Here is a 22,536-nt window from a genome sequence, read left to right as displayed (position 1 = left end):
TTATACTGTTTCTTTGCATTTTGTCAAGACCTCTGTTTATAATAAAGCAATGCTTATGCAGCTCACTGTAAATATCGGTTAAGAAAACTATATTCAGCAATAAATTCCAGATGATTGTATCATAAAAAAGCCTAGCCTGCAAGAAAAATTATGTCTGTTCTGAACATTTGACACAGAAGGCATTTTCCTTTTATACTGCACTAATATGACAATAGCTGGTAGGAATAGAATTTTAATTTTAGGTATTTGTTTCAGTACACTGCTGCTTGCTGTTGGGATTGTCTGCTGTGTTATCATTATCAAACAGGGAATCCTTGCCGGTATGATTTCTGCACCGAAGCGTACACTGTGGATATTTCAGCAGCCGCTTTTACGCTATACCAATTATGCTGCAATGATACGGATTACCTCCCTACCGATTATCGCGGTTATTATGCTCTTCAGTATCTTTTTTTTATTTGAAAAAACGCATGCCTTGGAGATTTCCTTTTTTAGTTTGTTTATTTTTTCGCTCTCTGTGGAATCTTTACAGCTGCTCTTCCCTTTACAAAAAGCGTATCCGCTGCTCATCATTTTTTCTGCATCCATTGCGCGTACCATCTTCTTTTTCCGCTTTTTTGCCTGTCTTTCGCTTTTAACCGCCAGTTTATTTGCGCATAAAACATTTACCAGAGAAATAGGCGCTGCTATCTTTCTGCTGAGCTTTATATCTTTTGCACTCGCCCACAGTATTCCGATAAACACGGTCCGGGCATTATCCTTTTTTTCCTTTTCAGAATCGTACCGCTCCCTGCTCTATTCTTTTCACACAATTATCTGTGCACTAGCAGTATTTTCATTCTTATTTGTAGGAATCTTCCGCAGTATTTCTGAATATCGGCAAGCAGCCCTGTGGCTTTTCATAATACTAATTGCCCATATAGTTTTGTTATACACCGGTTCGTGGGTATTTACAGCTGCAGGAATCACAACCTTAGCCGGAGGATCATTCCTCTTTTTGCGTGCTATCCATCAATTTTACCTTTGGCAGTAGTAGGAATTGCTGACACCGGCTGTATCATATCCCCCTACACTCCCCTTTTGAAGAAATACTAAAGATAATATTTTCGATGTTCAGGATATACACCTCGTTTTAAAACCCGGTTAACTTGCTCAAGCAATACGTCTCTATCTTGCGGCAGCGTACCCTTTAAAGTAAGAAAATTTGAAGCATGATTGGAACGGAAAATTACCGGGGCTTTCATCTGTTCCGTATGAATGTTTTCCAGAATAATTTTCAGCTCCCGTACTACCTCTTCTATTCCGACAACGGTATATCTTCCCTCCGCTGCTTCTTTTGTAAGATAACTGCCGTCTTCCAACCGGAGCGTCAAAAGCCCCACATACGTCAGGTACATCTGAGAGATAATGTTACCGGTTTTTATTGCATGCTGCGTATTATCGCGCTCAGCTCCATTAATTCCTAAAATAAAGGTTGCCGACAGGTCCATACCGGCATCCCCCACCTTATGCGAAAGGGTAATGAGTTCATGCGCTGTTGTACCTTTCCGGATGAACTTGAGCGTTTCATCATCTCCGCTTTCTACCCCAAGGTACAAGAGTGTCAAGCCTTTTGACGCAAGCAGTTTGAGTTCCTCCGGTGACTTTTGCCGGATATTGAGATGAGTCGCGTAACAAGAGACCCGTTTACACTGAGGAACCGCAGCGGTAATTGCATCCAACACTGACACTAAAAACTCCGTCGGGGCGGAAAGAGCATCGCCATCAGCTAAAAACACCTTGTCGATATGACGGTAATGTTCCGCAAACATTGCCAACTCTTTTTTAATGGTCTCAATCGGTTTAATATGAAACTTTTTTGTCTGATACATGCCGCAAAAAACACAGCGGTTGTATGAACAGCCGATTGTTACCTGCAAAATAAGTGAATACGCCTCGCTCGGCGGTCGGTACAACGGATAGTCATAGGGATCGTACAATTGCATAAGATTCCTCATTTAGAAAAAAAGACTAGACCTATTCGATAACTGCGTTTTCGAATAGGTCGACGAGTTCTAAATCGCTCAAATAGCACGATTTAGAACATCGCATTTCAAGGTAACCTGTTCAGAAACGGAAGTTTCCGAACAGGTTTACTGTGCCGAAAACATCGTAAAAGAGTTTTCCAAACAGTAATATGATTACTCCGATCATCAGAGGTTTAATAAAGGCGGTTCCTTTTTTGATGGCAAAGCCGGCCCCGATATAATTTCCCACTATTCCGAAAAATGCAGCAGGTACCGCAATGGAATAAATAATCTTTCCGCCAACCACAACTGCGATAAGAGAGGCATAGTTCGATGCAAGATTGAGAAGTTTTGCATTACCCGATGCTGTTTTCAGATCATATTTCAGCCATGCAGAAAATACAATAATAGCGATGGTACCGGTTCCCGGTCCGATTAATCCATCGTAAAAACCGATCACAAGCCCAGCAAAAGCTGCCAGTAGAAACGCTTCCTTTTTAGGAATCGTATGCGCTTGATTGTCAGCTCCAAAATTCCGCTTAAAAAGAAGGAGTACTGCAATAATCGGTAAAATAATAACCAATACCGTTTTTAAGGTATCTTGATTGATCATTAAGGCAAGCCGCATTCCAAAATAAGAAGCGATAAACGAACACCCCGCGGATACGGCTGCCACTTGCCAATCTACCGCTCCGTTCTTAAAAAAACGTGCAGCAGAAAATGTTGTGCCGCAGCTGGCGGAAAATTTATTACAGCCGATAGCAGTATGAGGCGGTAATCCAACAAACAGATAGGCAGGCAGAGAAATTAATCCGCCTCCGCCTGCGGCAGAATCAATAAATCCGGCAAGAAAGACAAAGAACCATAAAAAGGCAAGTGCCCAAATAGTCAAATTCATAAAAGGCAGTGTAGCACTATTTCATTGATGTGTATACGGAACAGTCAGCCTCGCATCATGGGTATTTTAATGCAGATGTTTTCCCATAATCAACAATCCCGACGCGGCATGTGAGCATTCTCCCTCTCTTCTATGACCACCCCTCTCGAATAATTTACTTGCAAATCAAAGGTTAAGGATATACAATAGGTACTATCATTTTTATAAAATTATCTCAAAATAGTCTAAGAACGGAGGTGTCATGCGGGATAAAAAAAGAAAAATTGCAGTGATTGTCGGCTTAACGGTTGGCGGGCTGATCATTGGGATGAATATTCTTCAAACATTGTATATCTCCGATCGGATTAAACGCTCCGTTACGGATGAATATGTAACAACTAGTGTGCAAATTGCAAATGCATATTCGCTCGCCATAGCAAATAAAATGGATGAATATATGGAGAGTATGCGTTGTTATACTGACGCCGATGTAATCGCTTCAGCAAATGATGCATTAATTGTTGCATGGATGAGAGAGCATGTAAGTACACGCAGAGCTTTTTTCTCTTCCGTTATGTATGTGGATAAAAACGGACAGGCTTACAAAGATACCGGCGGAGAAACAAGTGTTGCCGATACGGACTTTTTTGCCGCTATTATGCAGCATCAGAAAAATGAATATATAGATAATCCTGTTGCAGATCCCGATACAGGAAAAACGGTGTTTCATGTAGCCCGTGCTGCAAAAGTAAACGGAAAAATACAAGGAATTTTCGTTGCATTGGTTTCGATAGAAACACTTCAGTATATGATAAACTACATACGGCTTGGAGAAACAGGATATGCGTGGATTATTTCAAATGACGGACGAATCCTTGCTCATTATGACCAATCATATATATTAAAGACGAATATTTTGCATTTGCCGAAAGAGTCTATTGTACAATTAGCCCGTGCAGCTGCAGACGGAGGTATGGGTTCCGGTTGGATTGACTCTCTTGACGGTTCGGCAAGTAAGGATTTTGTTGCATATACGCCTATTGCGAATACTCCGTGGGTTTTTGGTCTTTCGATAAAAGATTCACAAGTGTACCAAACAGGAAATGCCCTGCGCTCTTTTATGTTCGCAACCGGTGCCGTTATATGTGCAGTTCTTTTTGTGATGTGCATTTTAGTAACGGGAGGCTTCTTAAAACCGTTAGTTGCGGTTGTTAAGTCTATCAATAGTATTGCATCCGGGCAGGCAGATTTAACAAGTAGAATTTCAGTCCATTCAAATAATGAAATAGGGGCTGTGGTACACGGCTTCAATATGTTCACAGAAAAACTACAGACAATTGTAAAAGAAATTAAGCAGTCTGAAAATAATCTTGCCGCAGCCGGTGATGAACTTCGCTATTGTGCTCAGGACACCTCTACTGCCATTGAGCAAATACTTTCGCATATCAGCAGTATGAATGAAAGAATTGCATACCAGTCGGATGGGGTTGATAGCACCGTTGCCTCTATTAACGAAATTACCGGCAGCATACAGCTCGTTGAGCAAATGATTGAAGAACAGTCTTACGGCGTAATGCACGCTTCTACTGCTATCACTGAGATGGTGGAAAACATAGGCTCCGTCAATCAATCGGTAGAGCGTATGGCAGAAGAATTCACTAATTTGGAACACAAAGCTGTCGACGGAGCCTCTAAACAGGAAGCAGTAAACAGCCGCATTACACAAATCGAAGCAGAATCTCAAATGCTGCAGGAAGCCAATGCGTCAATCGCAAATATAGCCTCACAGACAAATCTGCTCGCGATGAATGCTGCGATAGAAGCTGCTCATGCGGGCGAAGCGGGAAAAGGCTTTAGCGTTGTGGCGGACGAGATTAGGAAACTTTCTGAAACCTCAAGTCAGCAATCAAAGACAATCGGAACGCAGCTGCAAAAAATACGAGAGTCAATTAATTCCGTTGTTGCAGCTTCTATGCAATCAAAAGAGGCATTTAAATCTGTTGTAGATAGTATTCAGGCGACAGATGAGGTTGTCCGCAGCATCCGTTCTGCTATGACAGTTCAGGCAGAAAATTCGCAGCAAATACATCAAACCCTGCGCGGCATAAATGATAAAACACAAGAAGTTCATTCGGCTTCTTCAAAAATGACAAAAGAAAGCGAATCTATGCTCAATCAAGTTCAAAATCTTGAAAATGCAACAAAAAACATGCAGGACAGCATGGCAGAGATGCAAACCGGTGCGGAAAAAATCAATGGTACAGAGGAGGCTCTTTCCAAAATTGTTGAGAAACTCAAAAACTCGATTGAAGGAATCGGTGCACAGATCGATCAGTTTAAAGTATAGGGAACAGAGGAAAAATAATGAAAAAAGCTTTTTATAACATATATGTGCTTTTTTGTATGATAAGTTTGATAGGATGCGGAAAAAATGCAGCTGATCAAAAGATCAATGTTGGAGCGCTCATACGAGCAGATTCGGAAACCTTTCTTATTGCTTATAAAGATGCGCTGGTAAAATCTGCTGCAGAAAATAATGTAAATTTGCAAGTTTATTTTTGTAATAATGATAGTGCCGTACAGCTGGATCAGGTAAAGAATCTGTTGACAAATGGAGTAAAATATTTTGTGATTATCCCTGTAGATACGGGGCTGACGGAACAGATCGTACAGCTTATCCGTTCAAAGGGAGGGGCTGTTGCTTTTTCCAATATTCTGCCTTCCGATGCGGCGCTTGACGCTGATAAAAATGCCTTCCATGTTTCTTCTGCAGAAACTGCTGCCGGGGAGTTTCAAGCGCAAATTCTTGACGGGTATTTCAAAAAAAATCCGGGTAAACTTTCAGACAAGACGGTCAAAATTTTATATCTGAATGGAGAAGAAGGACACAGCGCTCAAATTTTTCGGCGGCATGGTTTTATGAACGAATGTACGGCAAGAGGGTACCGTGTAGAGGTTGTTGCGGAAGGAAGCGCCAATTGGGGCATGGCAATAGCGCGGCAACTCACTGATAACTGGATAAAGAAAAACCTTGCCTTTGATGCTATCATTGCACAAAATGATGATATGGCGCTGGGTGCAGTTACCGCCTTGATTGCAAACCGCCGCACTGATGTTCCCGGCGATTCCAATAAAGATGCTGACGGCGATGGAACGGTATTGGCTGTTCCTGTTATCGGAGTTGATGCAACAGATGCAGCACGGGCTTCCATCCGGGAACATAAGCTGTATGCAACTGTTTTACAGGATGCTGCGGGGCAAGCTGCAACTGCTTTAGAGGTTGTGGTACAGTGTGCAAAGCATGGAAACACACAAGGGTTTTCCACAAAAGCGGGTATAAAAGCCTTGGATGCCGTTACCCAAGAGGCTCCCGCTACCCGGCGATCCGTACTGGATCAGTGCTTTATGGTTCCGTTCGTACCGGTAACGGAATAGGTATACTCGATTATCCTTTATTTATCCTTATATTCATGCGGAGGACTCATGCTCACATGCCGCGTCGGGGGTGCTGATTCCAGTGTATCACCGGATGGAGAGATGAGATAGAGCTTCCAACTCCTGTGCAAGCATTTGCATTGCATGGGTATATGTTTGCTCCCGGATTTCGTCCCGCGTCCCACAGAAGACAACCCGTTCGCAGTATACAGATCGTTCCGCCGCATTCCCTGCACAGGCGATACACACCGTGCCCACCGGGGTTTCTTCCGTACCTCCTGAAGGACCTGCCAATCCGGTTACGGCAAGGGCATAGCACCGAGTACCGGATGCTGCCGACGCAATCGATAAAGCTCCTTCCGCCATTGCTTTCGCTGTTTCAATACTCACCACACCGAAACGCTCTATTGTCTCTTTCGGGACAGAGAGTACGCGCTGCTTTGCTTGTATTGAATAGGTTACAAAACCGCCCCAGAAAACAGCGGAAGCACCGGGTACATCGGTAATATGCTTAGCAATGAGTCCCCCTGTTAGAGACTCGGCGGTAACGAGCAGCAGCTGTCTGTTTTTTAAGGTATCAAGAATAGGTTGAAGGTGCAGCATCATTAGGAGCGGAGTTTCTGTTTCAGCTGATCAGGCTCTAGGGAAAATAAAGAGTTTTCGGCTCCTGCCGCATCCCGGATCATATGCACAGCCCCTTCAAAAGAAACTCCATCGGCAATCTTAATGCGGGCGGCACGGACATCTCCACGCACCACACTACCAGTCCGCAGCTCTATTTTATCAGCAGCTGTTATAGAACCATACACCGTGCCTTCAATGATAATGGATGCAGCTCTGATATATTGTGTTTTACACACAGCGCCTTTTTCAATCAGCAAAAAGCCTTGTGCATCTATAGCCCCTGAAAAAGCCCCCTGGATATGGAGATCTTCAGTAAATTTCAGAAACCCATCAAACACCGTTTCTTTTCCTAAAACGGTCAATTTCTTTTCTTTATCAATTTTTTTCATGAGTCTTTCCTTTCCGCAGTATAGCCCGGACAAAACCGATAATCAAGATACATACTGCCAGTAGTGTGATAAAGATGCCCAGTACATCCCCCCAATAGGTATACAATGTCTGAGACTGTTCCTGTAGGATCGGCACATCGGTACATAAAAAGGCTTCCGTGAACGGCGGGAGCATTGCAGTAATATACCCGTAGGGGCTTATTGCAGCGGTTTGCCCTGATGCTGTTGCCCGCACCATGGGCAAACGTGTTTCTACCGCACGGAATACCGCCATACTGAGATGCTGATATTGACATGCGGTGCTTTTTGCCCATGCATCATTTGACATATTGATCAACAGTTTTGCACCATGCCGGGCAAAGCGCCGTGTAATATAGCCGAAGGTATCTTCAAAACAAATCGGTACCGAAAAATCCAGCCCATTTACCGAAAATACCACCGGCTCAGTTCCCTTCTCCCAAAAATGAGTATCGTTTGCAATGAGAGCGTCATACACAAAGGGAAAGATACTGCGATAGGGAAAATGCTCCGTAAACGGAACCAAGTGCATTTTCCGGTACCGCTCAGGGTTCGGCGGCAGCACGTTTTCTTTCGGACGAAACAGCAATGCAGCATTATAATCAGCCCGGTCTAGACTTTCTCCGTTCGTTAGATCCCGTACAGCATCATCATTTCCTATTAAAAAAGGAACAGACTGCTCGTTCACGTAAGTCAACAGCTCATGTACCAATTCAAACAGCTCTCTATCTTCCCGATATTGGTAATGCCAAGCAATACGAGGGATAAAAGCTGTTTCCGGCCACACAACAAGCGCCAGCCCGGGATTTTCGGTAATAGCTTGCTGTGATAATGATTTCAGCGTTTTTAAATCTTTTTTGTATGCCTCAATACCGCCGACCCAAGGATCGGAATTAGGCTGAATAAGTGCAATACGGGCTGTTGACAGTTCCTGATGAGCGGATTGTTGTACAGCAACACCGAAAATTAATGAGCCGATCATACAGCAGCACCAGAGTACTGCCGCAACACGCTCATGCCGTGCAAATGCCCAAAAGCCGCTGAACCAGCACCGTACCGGCTCCGTACAGTGTTCCTTTATTGCTCCGGCAATCCATGCAGAAGGAAAACACACCAGGGCTGAGACACCCCACACACCAAAAATTGATGCAATTTGAATAATCGGAGTCCACTTCCATTGAGAATATCCAACAAGTCCGTAGGAAAAGCCGAGAAACCCGAGCGTTTTAATATACTCATAGGCAACCCAAATCAGCCATTGCACAATGTAGGAGAAACGGGGAAACAGTATATCTGCTGCCTTCAGCAAGGGGATTGTCAGCATGTAATAGCAGAAATATTCTAATGCGACAATGTACATTGCAAGCGGATGGAAGCCCCACAACCAGTAGCTGAAAATACAATAATTGAGCATTCCATAGAAACCGCCGCATAAGAATGAGGTTTGAAAAGAAATACGCCGTACTAAAAGGAAAAGCGGTATGAAAATAAAATAAGCAAAAAGAGGCAGCCCGGTTGGGAATAAAAACCCGGGCTGAGAAAGAGCAAAAAGAAAAGAAGAACTTACTAACAGGAGTACATTTATACCCCAAGCGGTAAGTTTTCTATTTTTTTGCATCGGGCTCTTCCTGCTCTGTTATAGGGCGAACTGCCGCGCTCAATATTTTACCGGGACGGAATACAACCACCGAATGAGGTGCCGTATCGACTAACTCGCCTGTTTTAGGATTTCTCATTCCTTTACGGCCTTTACGGAATTGAACGGAAAAAGTACCGAATCCCCGAATTTCTATTGTTTCTCCCCGTTCCAGCGCCTGAAACATTTCTGCAAAAAATAAATCGCTAACCGAGTGAATATCTTTCAGCAAATGATCTGTTTTTTTATAAATTGCATCAACAATACTTGTTTTTGTTTGTTTTTGCGGTTTTATTTTTTTTTGTTTACTCATCTTTAACCTTCCAGGTGGAATCAAAATATATTATAAGCAGCCTAGCAAAACAACAGCAAAATTAACATGAGCTTACATGTCATTTCACAACGAGCAGTAGGCAGAAGCGTAAGAAGGGTCCATTCATACCAAAGTTGTTCCAATCTTTAAACAACCAAAAAAATTCACAAGAAGCCTACACAACATCACATACTGAACATCAAGCCTCTTTAACAGAATAATCGGCTGAGTAAGATTAGAAACAACGAAAATGTAAAAAGGTAAATACGCTATTTCGCAGAAAAAGTTACATTATACAATTTTTGCATACGGGACTTTTTACGTGCAGCAGCATTTTTTGTGATAATTCCCTTCCGTGCAGCGCTATCAAGTTGATGAGCAAGCTCTTTCAACAAAGCTGTTGCGCTATCAGCATTTTTTTCGACAACGGCAAGCGTATATTTTTTTGCACAAGTACGTGCTGCAGATTTCACCGATTTATTGCGGATTCTGCGGACTTCGCTCTGTTTATGCCGCTTGATCGCAGATGCATTATTTGCCATTTAAGACCTCCAAATAATTCTTATAGCATAGTATACAGACTAATAATATTAAACCATATCGATCTTTTTTGCAATAGCTGTCCGTAATTTCTTCTCCTCTCTAGCTGGCAGCCCCAGAGCAACAGCATTATCAAGATCATGTGAGGCATTTCCCAACTGATCTTCTTGAAAATATGCCAAGGCTCGGCGGAAGTATACATGAGGCTGATAACCGTTAATCTCCAGTGACCTGGTGAATAGGGTGATAGCTTCCGTATTCCTATCTAACATCATAAGTACAATACCGGCGTAATAATATGAATGAAAATTCTTCGGATTTTCCGTCAAGCTTAAAGAAAAATCCTGATACGCACCTTCATAGTCGCCTTGTGCAAAAAATGCCATCCCGCGGTGCTTGTACACTATCGAAGCTACAAGTTTATTCGGTTGTTGGTTTAATATCTTGGTATAGAGAGCTTCAGCTGTTTCAAAGTCTCCGCGGTTGTGCGCTCTAATTGCATGAAAAATAATACTATCAATTGTTTCCAAGCTGGAGCCGTGTCGACTAGATTCCATAGGCTGCACTTCTGATGCTCCAGTATACGAACCAAGTATTTCGTTGGTAAAATCATCTGCACGAGAGTAAAATTGCTCACGGCGCTTATCAAGCTCCGTATTTAAGCTATTTTGAGCATCCCGAACTTCTTGGAACAGAATATCTGCAAGGTTCAAACTCGCGTTAATTGAAGCGAATTTTCGTTTAAGCGGAAAATCAAAAGGAGAAAATTCAAATTTATAAATAAGCTCATGTTCAACCTCTGCCCACGCATCTTGTAAAATCGTTCTAATTTGTACCTCAAAAATAAGATCACGCGGCAGCAATAAGCCGACTTTAAAACTTTCAGGGATAACAGCTAAAACATGAGTTGATTCATAGCCGAATTCATAAAACGTACGGTTAGCCCCTTTCCGCTCAACTTCAATGATAGAAAAATTTTTTATTAAAAGTTTTTCAACCTCATCAAGATTTTGTAAAAAAGGACAAATAATCCGAATTCCAATTAAGTCAGTTGTTACGGGAAAATCAATTAAGGGATCAATAGGCGGAAATTTTAACAACTTTGAATAATAACTATCAAAACTTTTTACACGGGTTTTATAAGACGGTAATGCTGAAACTTTAATAATTGACCGTAAATGATCTTCCAAACGTTTCAGTAAAACAGTAAAGTGAGCTGAATAATCAAGATATTGTTTTTTTAATGCTTGCTTATCGGGTATCCATACGGTAGTAAAAGACATAGCACCTAAAAGATTAGAATAAAAAAATAGGCGGTACATACATACCGCCTATCACCTTATGCAATCAATTAATTATTGATTTGCGTTTTCAGAAGCGCCAGCTGCTGCTGAACCTTCAGAAGGAGTAAATCCAGCTTCAGTTGCCATCTTCTCCTGCTCCAAGAAGCGAAGCACCTGTGTGTGTCCAAAGCGGGCAACCTCGCGCTGCTTGCGTTCGTTGTTCAACTTTGTCTGGATACCCCAGATATTTTCATCAGCAAAATCACGGACTGTGTTCAGCACTGCTTTGTCATAGATGAGCTTAACATCTTTGAAATAACCAACAAAACCGCCGCCATCATGTGCTGCATCGCGGGTTACTAAGAAGCCGACAAAAGCACAATGAGGCAGTGCTGTAGGATACGCAGGATAGATACGGGTCTCGCGAGTGCGTACATCAGTCAAGTATGAAGGATTATTCCATACCAATTCTTTCCAGCCATCAAACAGTAAGTAACCCATAAAGTAGCGCTTTACTTCATTCTTCTCGTTGCGGATGAGTACATAAAGCCCATGAGGGAAGTTCATACCATAGGTATTAACTGCGATTGATTTGATAACACCAGTATTGCGTACAACACCGTAACCCTCTTCGAAGCGACCTTTTCCGGAAGCTTTCTCTTCTTCTGTAGCTTCTTGAAGATTTCCCTGATCATCAACCTGAGCCATCGGTTCATATACGGGGATATTGAATGTCGGCTGGATTGTAGCGCTGGCATTATGTGCCCACAGCGGAAATTCAATACGAACACCCATGATAGTCTGACCAGCAAAATTCTTTGCATCATCGCTTACTTTTGATTCAGCTGCATGAGAAACTGCTACAGAAACAGGATTGCGGGAAGATGAGTTCAGTACTACATCCCACTGTCCGATAGCCAAAGATGTTCTCATAAGAGCCTTTTGCTCATCGGTATAGGCGGTTCCGGCAACGGTTCCATAATCCATAACTGTTCTGCGGTTCTGGGTCATTTCTCCATTTTTATCCGCAAGAATATCTGCGTTCAGCAACGCAAAGTCAACCAAAATTGCTTCTTCAGCAACCGCAAATGCACCAATAAACATAAGCGCAATTGCAACAAGTATGCTTGTTCTTTTCATTCAAAAGCTCCTTTTCCATTGTTAAGTATGCCCTGTTGATAATAAGTATACGAAAGATACCTATTCTTGTCAACTCTTTTATTATCGGCGGGTTGCCTGCATAAATAAGCTGTTGGATATTTTTTCTTTTTCTGTTATCATCGCGGAAAAGTAACTAAAAGGGTTGATTATTATGCAAAATCCGCTATCACAGATACCGCAAGTCGAAAAACTGCTTGCAAATATCGCACTTACTTATTACATTCAGAAGCTTGGAAGACCTATTGTTTCTTCCATTATATCTTCTTATATTGCACAGATACGGGAAGCGACTTTGCAGAGCGGAACCCCGGTACCGTCCTTTGAAGAATGCATCGCGCATATTCAGCAGCGCTGCCTTCAGAACCTGCGGAAGAGGATTTCCCGTGTTATCAATGCGACGGGGATTATTTTGCATACAAACCTCGGCAGAAGTCCGCTGCCCCGCGGTATTTGGGATGCAGCCAAGGACGCAGCCCAAGACTATTCCGCTATCGAAATGGATTTGGAAGATGGAAAACGGGGTAAGCGCTTTCCGTTTGCGGTTAAAGCCATGAGCACACTTGTCCATGCTGAATCGGCACTGATGCTGAATAACAATGCTGCCGCCGTGTTTCTTCTCTTGAAGGCTCTTGCACACGGAAAAGAGGTTATCGTTGCCCGCGGGCAGCAAGTCCAAATAGGCGGGGGTTTCCGTATTCCTGACATTTTGCGGGAAGCAGGCTGCATACTGGTGGAGGTGGGTACAACCAATATTACCACCATTGCAGATATACGGGATGCCGTAACCGAAAACACCGCGATGGTGCTCTGGGTGCATACTTCAAACTACAAAATACGCGGCTTTACCGAATCCCCTACCCTCGCCGAAATACGCAAGGCGCTCCCGCCGGAGGTTATCCTTGCAGTTGATCAAGGTTCCGGAAATGTCTCGCTTACACTGGAAGACGAACCGGTCATTACCTCACTGTTGAAAGAGGGAGCTGATCTTGTGTGTTTTTCAGGAGATAAGATGCTCGGCGGTCCGCAGTGCGGCTGGATTACCGGTAAACAAGCCCTTGTTTCGGTAATAGCGCGGCATCCGCTGATGCGCACCTATCGGGTAGGACGCGCCGTTGCTGCTCTAATGGAAGAAACCCTCGTTCACTACCTTAACAACGGAAAAAGTGCTGCTGCGGAAGCGCTGCTGCGGGATCAAACAGTCATTAAAAAGCGCAGTGAAGCCATTGTTGCGCAGCTGCCGCCTGCAAGTGCCGAGGTTATAGCCTATCCCTTTTCTCTGGGCGGAGGCAGCACCCCCGACGCAGCGTTTCCCTCATGGGCTATTGTTCTGCATACGAAAAAAACAGAGGCATTCAAAACAGCGCTGCGGTCTTGCGATGTACCGATTATTGCGTTTATTTCAGAAGATAGGTTGATGCTGCACCTCGCATCGGTTGCCGAAGAAGATGATGCGTATATTGCGCAGGAACTAAACCGGTTACTGCCGCGTGCATAAGGGCAAAGCAACCGAACGAGAAGACTTTTAAGTAGTTACAGCCCGCGTGTGTAAAATTTTGAAAAAAATCCCTCACACATTTAAGGAGAGCGACACATGGCATATATTTTAGGAACCGCCGGACACGTTGATCACGGCAAAACCGCATTAGTCCGGTGCTTAACCGGCGTGGAAACAAGCCACATCCCCGAGGAAAAACGGCGGGGTATGACCATAGAATTAGGATTTGCCTCACTGGAAGACCCCGTACATGGTACGGTCGGCATTGTCGATGTACCCGGACACGAGCGCTTTATCCGGAATATGGTAGCCGGCACCTGGGGCTTGGATGCCGCAATGCTCATTGTTGCTGCTGACGACGGCTGGATGCAGATGTCATCGGATCACCTGCGGGTACTCAAAGCAATGCAGATCAACGCTATCCTCTTAGTCATTACAAAGTCGGATTTAGCTGATGCTGATATGATCGAGCTAATACAAGAGGACGCAAACCGGCACTGTAGGGAAATACTGGGAAGAGAACTTCCCTCCGTTGCGGTTTCTGCACAGACAGGGGCAGGAATCGATCTTTTAAAAAAGAAAATTACCGAGCTGCTCGGTACTGTCCGTCCTGCACAGCCGGATAAACCATTCCTTTATATCGACCGGGTATTTACCCTCAAAGGAATCGGGGTTACCATAACCGGAACGCTCCGGGGAAAGGGGATCGCCGTAGGAGATTCTCTTTCGCTCTATCCGGGGGGAACCGAATGCCGTATCAAGAATATTCAAAATCACCATGCTGATGTCGAATCTTCAGAGCCGGGGATGCGGACAGCACTGAATCTCAAAATAGCAGAAAAAACGAAGGTAGACCGCGGTATGCTGCTTGCAGGACAGGGGGAAAGCCCCGTATTGCAGGGTTCTGAACTGCTGATCCGGGTGGACGAATATTTTAGCAAAACAGAAAGCGGAACAGGCATAAAAAACCACAGTGAGCTGGAACTTGCTGCCGGCAGTACCCATGCTATTGGGAGCATTCATTTTAATAAAACCGACCCCACGCTTGCACGGGTATCTCTGCAAGAACCGATCGCGGGGCGATGGAACCAAAACGCGGTGCTGATACGGCACGGCGGCAGTGCTATTCTCGCTTCATGCCGGATATTAGCAGCCTTTTCTTCCTATCAAGTACCGGTATTCAAGCGATTGTTTACGGTTTACACAAATCGGGAACGGCCGTCATGGAAAGCTGTCGATTTTTTTCTCAATGGATTTATCGAGAAAACACTGGCTGCACCCAAAGAGCTGTCAACAGAGTCAAGCGAGATAGTTACGTGCGGAAAGTGGCTCCTGCTTACTGCAAAGCTGACCGAATGGGAGGCTAAAATTATTGATACGGCAAAAAAGAGCCAAGCAGGTTTTACCTTGGAAGAACTCGACGCGGCAATTCCGGTAAAAATACGCCCGGAATTACTGAAAAAGCTTTGCGCAGAACAAAAACTCAGCGCTGAAGGCAGCCTCTACAAGCAGGCAGGGCAAAGCAGTACACTATCGAAATCAGCACAGCAGCTCTTGCAGCTTGCGTTAAAGGCAGGGGTTGATGGTATTGAAATCGATAAAATACAGCAGCCGCAGGTGCGGAAAGATGCCCGCGATCTGGTAAAGCTCGGACAGTTAGTGGTGCTGGAAGGGTTCTTACATTACCATCATACCGTGTATGAAAAAGCTGTTGGAGCGATATTGAAAGGGAAAAAACAAGGGGACATTATAACCATTGCCGATGCACGGACAGCCTCAGGACTTTCACGCAAGTACGTCATTCCCCTGCTCAATATACTGGAAAAAACCGGTAAGGTAAAACGGCAAGACAACGACCGGATTGTATTGTAAGAAGCGGCGCTTTGCCGCTCCGCTGCCTTATATAATCTCACTTTGTATGCTATACTATTAATATGTTAGAAAAAACACTGGATAACCGTAATTATAAAGACTCTGTGTTTGTTGATCTTTTTAGTACCGATGAAAAAGCAAAAGAACGTTTTTTGTCACTTTATAATGCTTTACATGGTACAAACTTTTGTGACATCGATATCCTCAAAAACATTAAACTTGATCAGGTAATGTATAAAAGTTTTGTCAATGATGTGTCATATCTAGTAGAAAACAAAATCATTGTCCTTGCCGAACATCAATCAACAATAAACCCCAATATGCCATTACGATGTCTTGAATACGTCAGCCATTTGTATGAAAGGCTTTTTGAATCAAAAGAAAAATACAGCAGAAAACTTCTGGCTATTCCAACACCCGAATTTTATGTCTTTTATAATGGAATAGAACCATATCCAAGTGATAAAACACTCAAACTATCCCATGCATTTATCAACCCAGTAGAACCACCGAATTTAGAGCTGATTGTACACATAGTAAATATCAATCAAAACACAGAACATCAACTATTAGCAAGATGCAAACCAATCAAAGAGTACAGTATCTTTGTACAAACGGTGAGAAAGTGGAAAGAATGTGACCCTGTATATGGTTTTCAAAAAGCAATTGAGGAATGCATATCACATAATATTTTGCGTGAATACCTCGAGCGCAAGAGTAAGGAGGTCATAAATATGCTATTTTCAGAATATAATTATGAAGAAGATATTGCCGTACAACGTGCAGAAGAGCATGAAATAGCCTTTGCTGAAGGACTAGAGCAAGGGACTCATAAAAAAGCTATTGAAAGTGCACGTATTTTAAAGCAGTTGCATAGCGATACTGCAATAATCATGCAAGTAACCGGTCTAAGCGCTGAAGAAATAGAAACGCTATAGCGATGCTTTATGTTTACCATATATATAATGCAAAATTCTGATAAATATATGAAAAAGGACTTGACAAATGCAAAAAAAGAATAACAATAAACTCAGCAACTCAGCAACTCAGCAACTCAGCAACTCAGCAACTCAGCAACTCAGCAACTCAGCAACTCAGCAACTCAGCAACTCAGCAACTCAAAAAGATTTTGTTGGTGATTGATCAGTATGATGGAGAAAACAACGGAACAACCATGACAGCCCGCCGTTTGGCGGAAGGCTTACGGAATATTGGATATGAAGTAAAAATTGTAAGCACAGGGAAAGATGCGCCTGATAAATTTGTAGTTGCTCCGCTTGCGATGCCGGCTTTTGCGCGCAATATTATCAGCGCCCAGGGCATGGTAATAGCAGGTACTGATAAAGCAACACTCCGAAAGGCTATTGAATGGGCTGATTTAGTACATTTTTTGATGCCGTTTTTTCTTTCCAATGCAGGAGTTAAAATTGCAAGAGAGCTGAATGTGCCGCATACTGCTGCATTCCATGTACAGCCACAAAATATCACCTACTCACTTGGGATGGGAACAGCAAAACTGCCGAACCTCTTTCTCTACAACTTTATGCGGAATCATTTTTTTAAGTACTTCCGGCGTATTCACTGCCCAAGCCGCTTTATCGCTCGCCAGCTTGAAGAACATGGCTATACCGCGCAAACATACATTATTTCCAATGGGGTTGCCCCTCAATTCCGATATACCAAAACTGAAAAACCAGCGGAATTACAAGACCGCTTAATTATTCTGATGATCGGCAGGTTTTCAAAGGAAAAACGCCAAGACCTATTAATAGAAGCTGCTAAACATTCCCGCTATGCAAACCGCATTCAACTTATCTTTGCCGGTAAGGGACCGCTTAAAGAACAGTATATAAAACAGGGCAGACAGCTTCCGCACCAGCCGATATTTACGTTCTGCACACAGGAGGAACTGATCACGATTATATCGTATAGCGATCTGTATGTGCACACTGCCGATGCTGAGATCGAAGCCATTGCTTGTATCGAAGCTTTTTCGTGCGGCTTAGTGCCTGTCATAGCTAACAGCAGCCAATCCGCAACCCCTCAGTTTGCGCTTGACGAGCGGAGCTTATTCGAGGCAGGCAATGCACAGGCTCTTGCAGAAAAAATCGACTATTGGTTTGCGCACCCGGAAGAACGGACAGCACAGGGTATCCGCTATGCTGAATACGGCAAAGAGTTTAACCATGCGCACTGTGTTAAGCAGATGGTACAGATGTTTGAAGACGAAATGCAGGCTCCCTTTTACAGCACTCACAGCACTCGGTAACACTGCCGCAGGGAGCAGATAGCTCCCTGATTGGATAAGAAGCCTGCATCTTCCGGCAATGCAGGATAAACCTGTTCGACCATGCGGTTATCGAACAGGTCTCATATCCTAGCGGTAGGAAAAATCGCTATCGCCGATAAACTCCCGCAAAATGGACTGACCGTGTACAAAAGACGGGGACACCGACAAAAAGTTATTCAAAAAGATCAGAAGACGAGAGGCTTCGCTATAGGCAGGATCGGTCGGCTTTACGGCACGGAGCAGCGGTTCGGCATAAATCTTCAATACTGAAAGCTCATAGTCTAATGCCGTATTAAAGATAGCATCAGCGGTATTCTGATACGGGAAGATATGCTGAGCCTCCCCTGCCCGCACGTCAGACCACATACCGATAGTAACCGAAGCGGAACTACCCCTAAACTGAGCATCGCGGACAATACGCCGTAAGAGCCGGTTGTCGGATGTGGGTATGCGGTTATGATCATCGAGCGTCAGCTGTGTTAAGGCTGAAAGATAGATTTTAAACTTGAGCGAAACATCGATTTGCGGGGTTAAATTATCATTGAGTCCGTGGATTCCTTCAAGAATCAGGATGGAGCGGTTTGTTAGACGGAGTTTTTTGCCGGTATAAAATCGCTCACCTGTTTTAAAATTATAAGACGGCAGCTCAACTTCTTCACCGGCAAATAATTTCAGCAACAGCTCATTTAAAAGCGGCACATCAAGGGCTTCAAGACATTCAAAATCCGGCTTTCCGTTTTTATCACGCGGTGTTTTATCCCTACCGACATAATAGTCGTCAAGACTGATAACATGCGGCTCATAACCGAGTACCCGCAGCTGCATGGAAAGTTTTTTTGCCGTAGTGGTCTTGCCAGAGCTGGATGGACCGGCAATCAGTATTACTTTTACCTGTTCTTTGCCCTTAATCTGAGCTGCAATCTGTGCAAGTTTGTTATTTTGCAGTGTTTCGGAAATTTCAACGTAATCCTTTGTTTTGCGGTTTTCTATGAGTCCATTCAATTCACCAACAGAGGAAACACCGATCATTTTTCCCCATGCCTTATATTCTTTATAAACAGTGAAAAGACGCGGGATGTCGGTAAATTCAGGCAGTTCTTCGGTATTTGCAGTGGACGGGAACCGCAGCAGAAAGCCGTTTTCGTACTTCATCAGTGCAAAAACTTTTAAATACCCTACGCGATCCATCAAGGGCTGGAAATACAGATCATAATAATCATCAAGTTTATTGATAACAATCTTCGGTTTGCTATTATACGAAAGGAGCCGATAAGCATCAGGCTGATTGGTATTTGCAAACAGCTCAAGCGCTTCGGCATAAGCGATAGCCTGCGTTTGGATGGGAAAGTCTTCTTCTACCATTTCGTGCATTTTATCTTCGATGCGTTTAAGATCGATTTCGGCAGCATTTGCGCCTTCAAAGGTGTAGTAGTAAGAATAGCCGAAACTGTGCCCGACTAAAAGCCGTAAGTTAGGATACACCTTTCGGGCGGCAGCTGCCAATAAAAAGCACAGTGTCCGGCGGTAAATATTTGAACCTTCATACGTGCCTTTTATAACCGGCTTTATGGTTGCCCGCACATCAATCATTTTATTCAAAGAAACCAATTCGTTATTTACTTTCATTCCGAATACAACAGAATCATGCATATTGCAATACGCGAGCGCTCCCCGTGCAGAAATAGGTTCCACAAATTTCTTTTTTGAACCGTCGGGAAATGTAATTTCAAAACCTTGCATAAAAACCTCCGTCCATGCGGAGAATCGCATCAGATATATTGTGGTGTTTCCCTGCAGAATAATGGGGCTGTTCTTCCAGAGTTTCGCTGCTGCGCGGCTCAAATGGAGTCCCAGCCTCATTATTCTGCGATATGTAAGGTATATATCTGATACGATTCTTCTTGTTGCTAAAAAACTGCACGAAATTTTATTCAAACTTTCGTGCAAGAGGAAGGCAACTGCTTACAATATCTTGATGCAGTTGCCCCAGGATGCCCCGCTTGACAGGATACTGCATTTTGGGTAAAGTTACAACTCGTATTATACAGCTGTACTGGTACGGTATGTACCGGCAAATGCAGTGACGGGATGTAGCCTAGGGGCTAAGGCGTCTGGTTTGGGACCAGAAGATCGGGGGTTCAAATCCCTCCATCCCGATAGTTTATTCCTTGCTATATATATACTTATCAAACGATTGATGCTGCCTGATTTTTAAAAGGTCAAGTAAAAGTCAAGTCGGGAGTTTATATATGGATTGTCATATCTTTAAAAAGCCGAAAATAAAAACGCCGAATACCATCTGAATGATACCCAGCGTTAGAAAGCTCAATCAACTCCCCCCAACGCAAGCGTCGGGAGATTAAACCCTCCGCGCGAATAAAAAACGCCGGATACCATACTGATAGAACCCGGCGTTAGAAAACACAAGAAACTGTTAGCTGCTTTTATTTAGTTCTTGGTAAATATCAGCGTTTTTATTTCAATTCTGTCAAATTTTACTCCATCCCATACCCCCACAGGGAACTTTTCTATGGTGAGTTTTGTCTTTTCCGAATTGAGCCTTCCGGTAAATTTTGCAAACGGTTCAAGTTTTGCTGCGTATTGTTTCATATTTTCTACGGAGCTTGCTAGATCTCGCTGTAATCCTTCTGTCGGGTTTTTTAGATGTTCCAGCCCGCTTCTCCTCCTCTCCAGCTCCTTTTGAATTCGCTTTTCCTCAGCCTTATTGTTTGCAGCCTGTGCCGCTTTTAGATCCTTTTCAAATTTAGCTATATCGTTTTCAAATTTAGCTATATCTTGTTTGATATGTTTATCAACCGTCATCGACTTGTGAAGCTGCACATATTGGGTAAGATCAAAGGAAACCGTTAAACCATTTACGCTGTATGTTGCTTCTTGCAAGCCGGCATTAGGATCGCTAACAACGACCATATTGGTTTCAACTGCAAAGTCAATGATCCTATTGGTTGTACCCCAGCGGGTGCCTTTCAATACAGGATCGGCTTTTCCCGTAGGCTTTACTTCTGAAGAAGAATCTGCGTTGGAGGAACCGTGATTAGAAGAACTTTGAGTGGAAGAGTCTTGGTTAGAAGAGCCTGGATTAGAGGAACCTAGAGTGGAAGCGCCGCGATCAGTCATTTTGTTACATCCGGCAAGGACAAACAGTAGACCCGCGGCAGTAAGTACGGCACATACGAGGCTTTTTTTCATAAAAAACTCCTTGGCGTAAGGGTAGTTCTTACGCATAGTAGAAATATGGAACGGCACAAGCGTGCATTCCTGTTTTCAATTAGCTCCATTCGTACACATTGAAAACTGTCTTCCATATTACCCCCCCCCCCCCCCTCAAGAAGTCAAGAGCGTTTTTTAAAAATTTTTTATAGCATAGGATTTGGAGAGACTTAGCTTAACGGGCGGCGGATAAGCTGCAAGAAGCGAGAAAGCCGTACGTTTTTTGAGCTTCGCCGTCAGCTTAATTCATATGTTGGACGGCGCTGTGCGCCGGACGACAGGCGGCGGAACCTGCATTTGTGCCTTTGCTGACGCGCATAGCGGCAGCAAAGTTGGCGCGAAAGTTGCATAAAAACGGACACGGATGTCCGTGGTATAAGCAGTAGCGAGTTTTCGTAGGAAAACTCGTCCATTAAGAATGAACATGGATGTTCATTCTTAATGAGGCGACCGTCTAGCAACTTTCGTGACAAAACAAATGTCAGGTTGAATCGGGTGTTAGAAATCTTTTTATCCATATTAGAACATTCCGATAAATTCTTCCGGCAATAGGACTTTTATTTCTGCATTTTTGTAGTCTTCAATATTTCTGGTTATTATATATTCGCATTGATTCTCTACAGCTGAGAAATATTGTAATGCATCTTCAAAATCAGAAAATTGTGATTTTAATGCGTCTAATACATTCTGGTGATCGATTATTATTACAGTTATATACTTAACTATATTTGCTATAAATTTTCGTGCCTTACTATTCCCCCCAGATTTTCTCAATATATAATAAATATTAGCGATACAATTCGATGAAATATTCCCGATAATAATATTATTTTCTGCCATTGCTAATATGATTTTACTAGCAGAAAAAAATGGTTCTCGAGCTAATGCAACATCAAGGATAATATCGGTATCAATAAAAACTTTTTTTATCATAAATATTTATCCTGCAATACTTCACTGAGCATATCTTTATAAGATTTTCCATTGTCATGAAACATTCCCGAAATACTATTGGTTATCGGTGATTTCATTTTAGAAAAAGAAGTACCTATTTCATGATTGGTTACGATATTTTTCAGATACTCTTCTACAATTCGAGAAACACTCCTATTCTTTTTTTGAGCATATTCCTTTGCCTGTTCTATTACAGATTGCTCTATAGTCAATGTAAGCTTTGCCAACATATATCACCTCACACGTATAATCATAGCATATAAATACGTATAAGTCCATAAGTGTATACTTTATAATCAAAGATGTTAAATCTCTCGCTGTTCGACTAGTATTTCTAACATATATTTATGCGTATTATTGTCTCACGAATTCTAAAGAAATAGAAAATGCAGGGATAAATTTTTCACAAGAA

At 43.1% G+C, this 22,536-nt stretch carries 21 protein-coding genes and 1 tRNA gene; 9 read left to right on the top strand and 13 right to left on the bottom strand.

The genetic code is table 11. From position 1 onward, the window contains the following. Window positions 1-205: 205 nt before the first annotated feature. The gene (locus ACTTJ8_RS01840; protein ID WP_442720161.1) at window positions 206-1,033 is read left to right on the top strand and encodes a hypothetical protein; all 828 of its coding nucleotides are present in this window, start codon (window positions 206-208) and stop codon (window positions 1,031-1,033) included. 58 nt (window positions 1,034-1,091) lie between these two features. On the opposite strand, the gene ACTTJ8_RS01835 is transcribed toward ACTTJ8_RS01840, so the two are convergent. Beyond that, the gene (locus tag ACTTJ8_RS01835) at window positions 1,092-1,985 is read right to left on the bottom strand and encodes a radical SAM protein (RefSeq protein ID WP_442720160.1); all 894 of its coding nucleotides are present in this window, start codon (window positions 1,983-1,985) and stop codon (window positions 1,092-1,094) included. 121 nt (window positions 1,986-2,106) lie between these two features. Then, a complete protein-coding gene (locus ACTTJ8_RS01830; protein WP_442719310.1) occupies window positions 2,107-2,904 on the bottom strand; it encodes a sulfite exporter TauE/SafE family protein in 798 nt (265 codons plus the stop codon). 241 nt (window positions 2,905-3,145) lie between these two features. Here ACTTJ8_RS01830 and ACTTJ8_RS01825 point away from each other — a divergent pair, with 241 nt between their 5' ends. Then, complete coding sequence (locus tag ACTTJ8_RS01825; protein ID WP_442719309.1) at window positions 3,146-5,230, top strand: methyl-accepting chemotaxis protein; 2,085 nt, start codon at window positions 3,146-3,148, stop codon at window positions 5,228-5,230. Between the two features lie 56 nt (window positions 5,231-5,286). Next, window positions 5,287-6,318 (top strand): substrate-binding domain-containing protein, encoded by a 1,032-nt coding sequence (locus tag ACTTJ8_RS01820; RefSeq protein WP_442719308.1) that lies wholly within the window; start codon window positions 5,287-5,289, stop codon window positions 6,316-6,318. 87 nt (window positions 6,319-6,405) lie between these two features. Here ACTTJ8_RS01820 and ACTTJ8_RS01815 read toward each other — a convergent pair whose 3' ends face one another. From ACTTJ8_RS01815 to ACTTJ8_RS01785, 7 genes are all read right to left on the bottom strand, one after another. Next, window positions 6,406-6,924, bottom strand: a complete 519-nt coding sequence (locus ACTTJ8_RS01815; protein WP_442719307.1) for a CinA family protein — start codon at window positions 6,922-6,924, stop codon at window positions 6,406-6,408. Further along, window positions 6,924-7,331 (bottom strand): bactofilin family protein, encoded by a 408-nt coding sequence (locus tag ACTTJ8_RS01810; RefSeq protein ID WP_442719306.1) that lies wholly within the window; start codon window positions 7,329-7,331, stop codon window positions 6,924-6,926. The genes ACTTJ8_RS01815 and ACTTJ8_RS01810 overlap by 1 nt, the downstream gene beginning before the upstream one ends. After that, the gene (gene lnt / locus ACTTJ8_RS01805; protein WP_442720159.1) at window positions 7,318-8,967 is read right to left on the bottom strand and encodes an apolipoprotein N-acyltransferase; all 1,650 of its coding nucleotides are present in this window, start codon (window positions 8,965-8,967) and stop codon (window positions 7,318-7,320) included. Before lnt ends, ACTTJ8_RS01810 begins: the two co-directional genes overlap by 14 nt. Beyond that, window positions 8,954-9,298, bottom strand: a complete 345-nt coding sequence (locus ACTTJ8_RS01800; protein ID WP_442719304.1) for an HU family DNA-binding protein — start codon at window positions 9,296-9,298, stop codon at window positions 8,954-8,956. Before ACTTJ8_RS01800 ends, lnt begins: the two co-directional genes overlap by 14 nt. Window positions 9,299-9,567: 269 nt before the next feature. Continuing rightward, window positions 9,568-9,840, bottom strand: coding sequence for a 30S ribosomal protein S20 (gene rpsT / locus ACTTJ8_RS01795; protein WP_442716454.1), 273 nt, complete (start codon window positions 9,838-9,840; stop codon window positions 9,568-9,570). 48 nt (window positions 9,841-9,888) lie between these two features. Then, a complete protein-coding gene (locus ACTTJ8_RS01790; RefSeq protein WP_442719303.1) occupies window positions 9,889-11,160 on the bottom strand; it encodes a (p)ppGpp synthetase in 1,272 nt (423 codons plus the stop codon). Between the two features lie 33 nt (window positions 11,161-11,193). Beyond that, the gene (locus tag ACTTJ8_RS01785) at window positions 11,194-12,261 is read right to left on the bottom strand and encodes a flagellar filament outer layer protein FlaA (RefSeq protein WP_442719302.1); all 1,068 of its coding nucleotides are present in this window, start codon (window positions 12,259-12,261) and stop codon (window positions 11,194-11,196) included. Between the two features lie 172 nt (window positions 12,262-12,433). Here ACTTJ8_RS01785 and selA point away from each other — a divergent pair, with 172 nt between their 5' ends. The 5 genes from selA to ACTTJ8_RS01760 all read left to right on the top strand — a co-directional run bounded on the left by selA (window position 12,434) and on the right by ACTTJ8_RS01760 (window position 17,918). Further along, the gene (gene selA / locus ACTTJ8_RS01780; protein ID WP_442720158.1) at window positions 12,434-13,777 is read left to right on the top strand and encodes an L-seryl-tRNA(Sec) selenium transferase; all 1,344 of its coding nucleotides are present in this window, start codon (window positions 12,434-12,436) and stop codon (window positions 13,775-13,777) included. Window positions 13,778-13,873: 96 nt separating this feature from the next. Beyond that, window positions 13,874-15,649 (top strand): selenocysteine-specific translation elongation factor, encoded by a 1,776-nt coding sequence (gene selB / locus ACTTJ8_RS01775; protein ID WP_442720157.1) that lies wholly within the window; start codon window positions 13,874-13,876, stop codon window positions 15,647-15,649. A 62-nt stretch (window positions 15,650-15,711) separates the two neighbouring features. Then, window positions 15,712-16,587, top strand: coding sequence for an Rpn family recombination-promoting nuclease/putative transposase (locus tag ACTTJ8_RS01770; protein ID WP_442716450.1), 876 nt, complete (start codon window positions 15,712-15,714; stop codon window positions 16,585-16,587). A gap of 67 nt (window positions 16,588-16,654) precedes the next feature. Further along, window positions 16,655-16,792: a hypothetical protein gene (locus ACTTJ8_RS01765; protein ID WP_442720156.1), complete on the top strand. Its 138-nt coding sequence runs from the start codon at window positions 16,655-16,657 to the stop codon at window positions 16,790-16,792. Continuing rightward, window positions 16,785-17,918 (top strand): glycosyltransferase, encoded by a 1,134-nt coding sequence (locus ACTTJ8_RS01760; protein ID WP_442720155.1) that lies wholly within the window; start codon window positions 16,785-16,787, stop codon window positions 17,916-17,918. Before ACTTJ8_RS01765 ends, ACTTJ8_RS01760 begins: the two co-directional genes overlap by 8 nt. A 108-nt stretch (window positions 17,919-18,026) precedes the next feature. On the opposite strand, the gene ACTTJ8_RS01755 is transcribed toward ACTTJ8_RS01760, so the two are convergent. Further along, entirely contained in the window at window positions 18,027-19,679 is a 1,653-nt protein-coding gene (locus ACTTJ8_RS01755) for a nucleoside kinase (protein ID WP_442720154.1), read from the bottom strand. A gap of 344 nt (window positions 19,680-20,023) precedes the next feature. Between ACTTJ8_RS01755 and ACTTJ8_RS01750 the strand changes: the two genes are divergently transcribed. Further along, window positions 20,024-20,096, top strand: a tRNA-Pro gene (locus ACTTJ8_RS01750). A 291-nt stretch (window positions 20,097-20,387) separates the two neighbouring features. Here ACTTJ8_RS01750 and ACTTJ8_RS01745 read toward each other — a convergent pair. The 3 genes from ACTTJ8_RS01745 to ACTTJ8_RS01735 form a co-directional block, all read right to left on the bottom strand. Further along, window positions 20,388-21,149, bottom strand: coding sequence for a hypothetical protein (locus ACTTJ8_RS01745; RefSeq protein WP_442720153.1), 762 nt, complete (start codon window positions 21,147-21,149; stop codon window positions 20,388-20,390). A gap of 540 nt (window positions 21,150-21,689) precedes the next feature. Then, window positions 21,690-22,103, bottom strand: a complete 414-nt coding sequence (locus ACTTJ8_RS01740; protein ID WP_442719141.1) for a PIN domain-containing protein — start codon at window positions 22,101-22,103, stop codon at window positions 21,690-21,692. Next, window positions 22,100-22,354 carry a DUF6364 family protein gene (locus ACTTJ8_RS01735; protein ID WP_442719140.1) on the bottom strand — a complete coding sequence of 85 codons (255 nt, stop codon included), beginning with the start codon at window positions 22,352-22,354 and terminating at the stop codon, window positions 22,100-22,102. Before ACTTJ8_RS01735 ends, ACTTJ8_RS01740 begins: the two co-directional genes overlap by 4 nt. Window positions 22,355-22,536: the final 182 nt, after the last annotated feature.

It is taken from the genome of Treponema sp. (genome assembly GCF_052169735.1).
Lineage (GTDB): Bacteria > Spirochaetota > Spirochaetia > Treponematales > Treponemataceae > Treponema.
This window is presented reverse-complemented; position numbering and strand designations above follow the sequence as displayed.

Excerpts from the sequence above, each read along its gene's own strand:
- ACTTJ8_RS01840 (WP_442720161.1), top strand. The coding sequence starts at position 206 with ATGACAATAGCTGGTAGGAATAGAATTTTAATTTTAGGTATTTGTTTC.
- ACTTJ8_RS01835 (WP_442720160.1), bottom strand. The coding sequence starts at position 1,985 with ATGCAATTGTACGATCCCTATGACTATCCGTTGTACCGACCGCCGAGC.
- ACTTJ8_RS01830 (WP_442719310.1), bottom strand. The coding sequence starts at position 2,904 with ATGAATTTGACTATTTGGGCACTTGCCTTTTTATGGTTCTTTGTCTTT.
- ACTTJ8_RS01825 (WP_442719309.1), top strand. The coding sequence starts at position 3,146 with ATGCGGGATAAAAAAAGAAAAATTGCAGTGATTGTCGGCTTAACGGTT.
- ACTTJ8_RS01820 (WP_442719308.1), top strand. The coding sequence starts at position 5,287 with ATGATAAGTTTGATAGGATGCGGAAAAAATGCAGCTGATCAAAAGATC.
- ACTTJ8_RS01815 (WP_442719307.1), bottom strand. The coding sequence starts at position 6,924 with ATGATGCTGCACCTTCAACCTATTCTTGATACCTTAAAAAACAGACAG.
- ACTTJ8_RS01810 (WP_442719306.1), bottom strand. The coding sequence starts at position 7,331 with ATGAAAAAAATTGATAAAGAAAAGAAATTGACCGTTTTAGGAAAAGAA.
- lnt (WP_442720159.1), bottom strand. The coding sequence starts at position 8,967 with ATGCAAAAAAATAGAAAACTTACCGCTTGGGGTATAAATGTACTCCTG.
- ACTTJ8_RS01800 (WP_442719304.1), bottom strand. The coding sequence starts at position 9,298 with ATGAGTAAACAAAAAAAAATAAAACCGCAAAAACAAACAAAAACAAGT.
- rpsT (WP_442716454.1), bottom strand. The coding sequence starts at position 9,840 with ATGGCAAATAATGCATCTGCGATCAAGCGGCATAAACAGAGCGAAGTC.
- ACTTJ8_RS01790 (WP_442719303.1), bottom strand. The coding sequence starts at position 11,160 with ATGTACCGCCTATTTTTTTATTCTAATCTTTTAGGTGCTATGTCTTTT.
- ACTTJ8_RS01785 (WP_442719302.1), bottom strand. The coding sequence starts at position 12,261 with ATGAAAAGAACAAGCATACTTGTTGCAATTGCGCTTATGTTTATTGGT.
- selA (WP_442720158.1), top strand. The coding sequence starts at position 12,434 with ATGCAAAATCCGCTATCACAGATACCGCAAGTCGAAAAACTGCTTGCA.
- selB (WP_442720157.1), top strand. The coding sequence starts at position 13,874 with ATGGCATATATTTTAGGAACCGCCGGACACGTTGATCACGGCAAAACC.
- ACTTJ8_RS01770 (WP_442716450.1), top strand. The coding sequence starts at position 15,712 with ATGTTAGAAAAAACACTGGATAACCGTAATTATAAAGACTCTGTGTTT.
- ACTTJ8_RS01765 (WP_442720156.1), top strand. The coding sequence starts at position 16,655 with ATGCAAAAAAAGAATAACAATAAACTCAGCAACTCAGCAACTCAGCAA.
- ACTTJ8_RS01755 (WP_442720154.1), bottom strand. The coding sequence starts at position 19,679 with ATGCAAGGTTTTGAAATTACATTTCCCGACGGTTCAAAAAAGAAATTT.
- ACTTJ8_RS01745 (WP_442720153.1), bottom strand. The coding sequence starts at position 21,149 with ATGAAAAAAAGCCTCGTATGTGCCGTACTTACTGCCGCGGGTCTACTG.
- ACTTJ8_RS01740 (WP_442719141.1), bottom strand. The coding sequence starts at position 22,103 with ATGATAAAAAAAGTTTTTATTGATACCGATATTATCCTTGATGTTGCA.
- ACTTJ8_RS01735 (WP_442719140.1), bottom strand. The coding sequence starts at position 22,354 with ATGTTGGCAAAGCTTACATTGACTATAGAGCAATCTGTAATAGAACAG.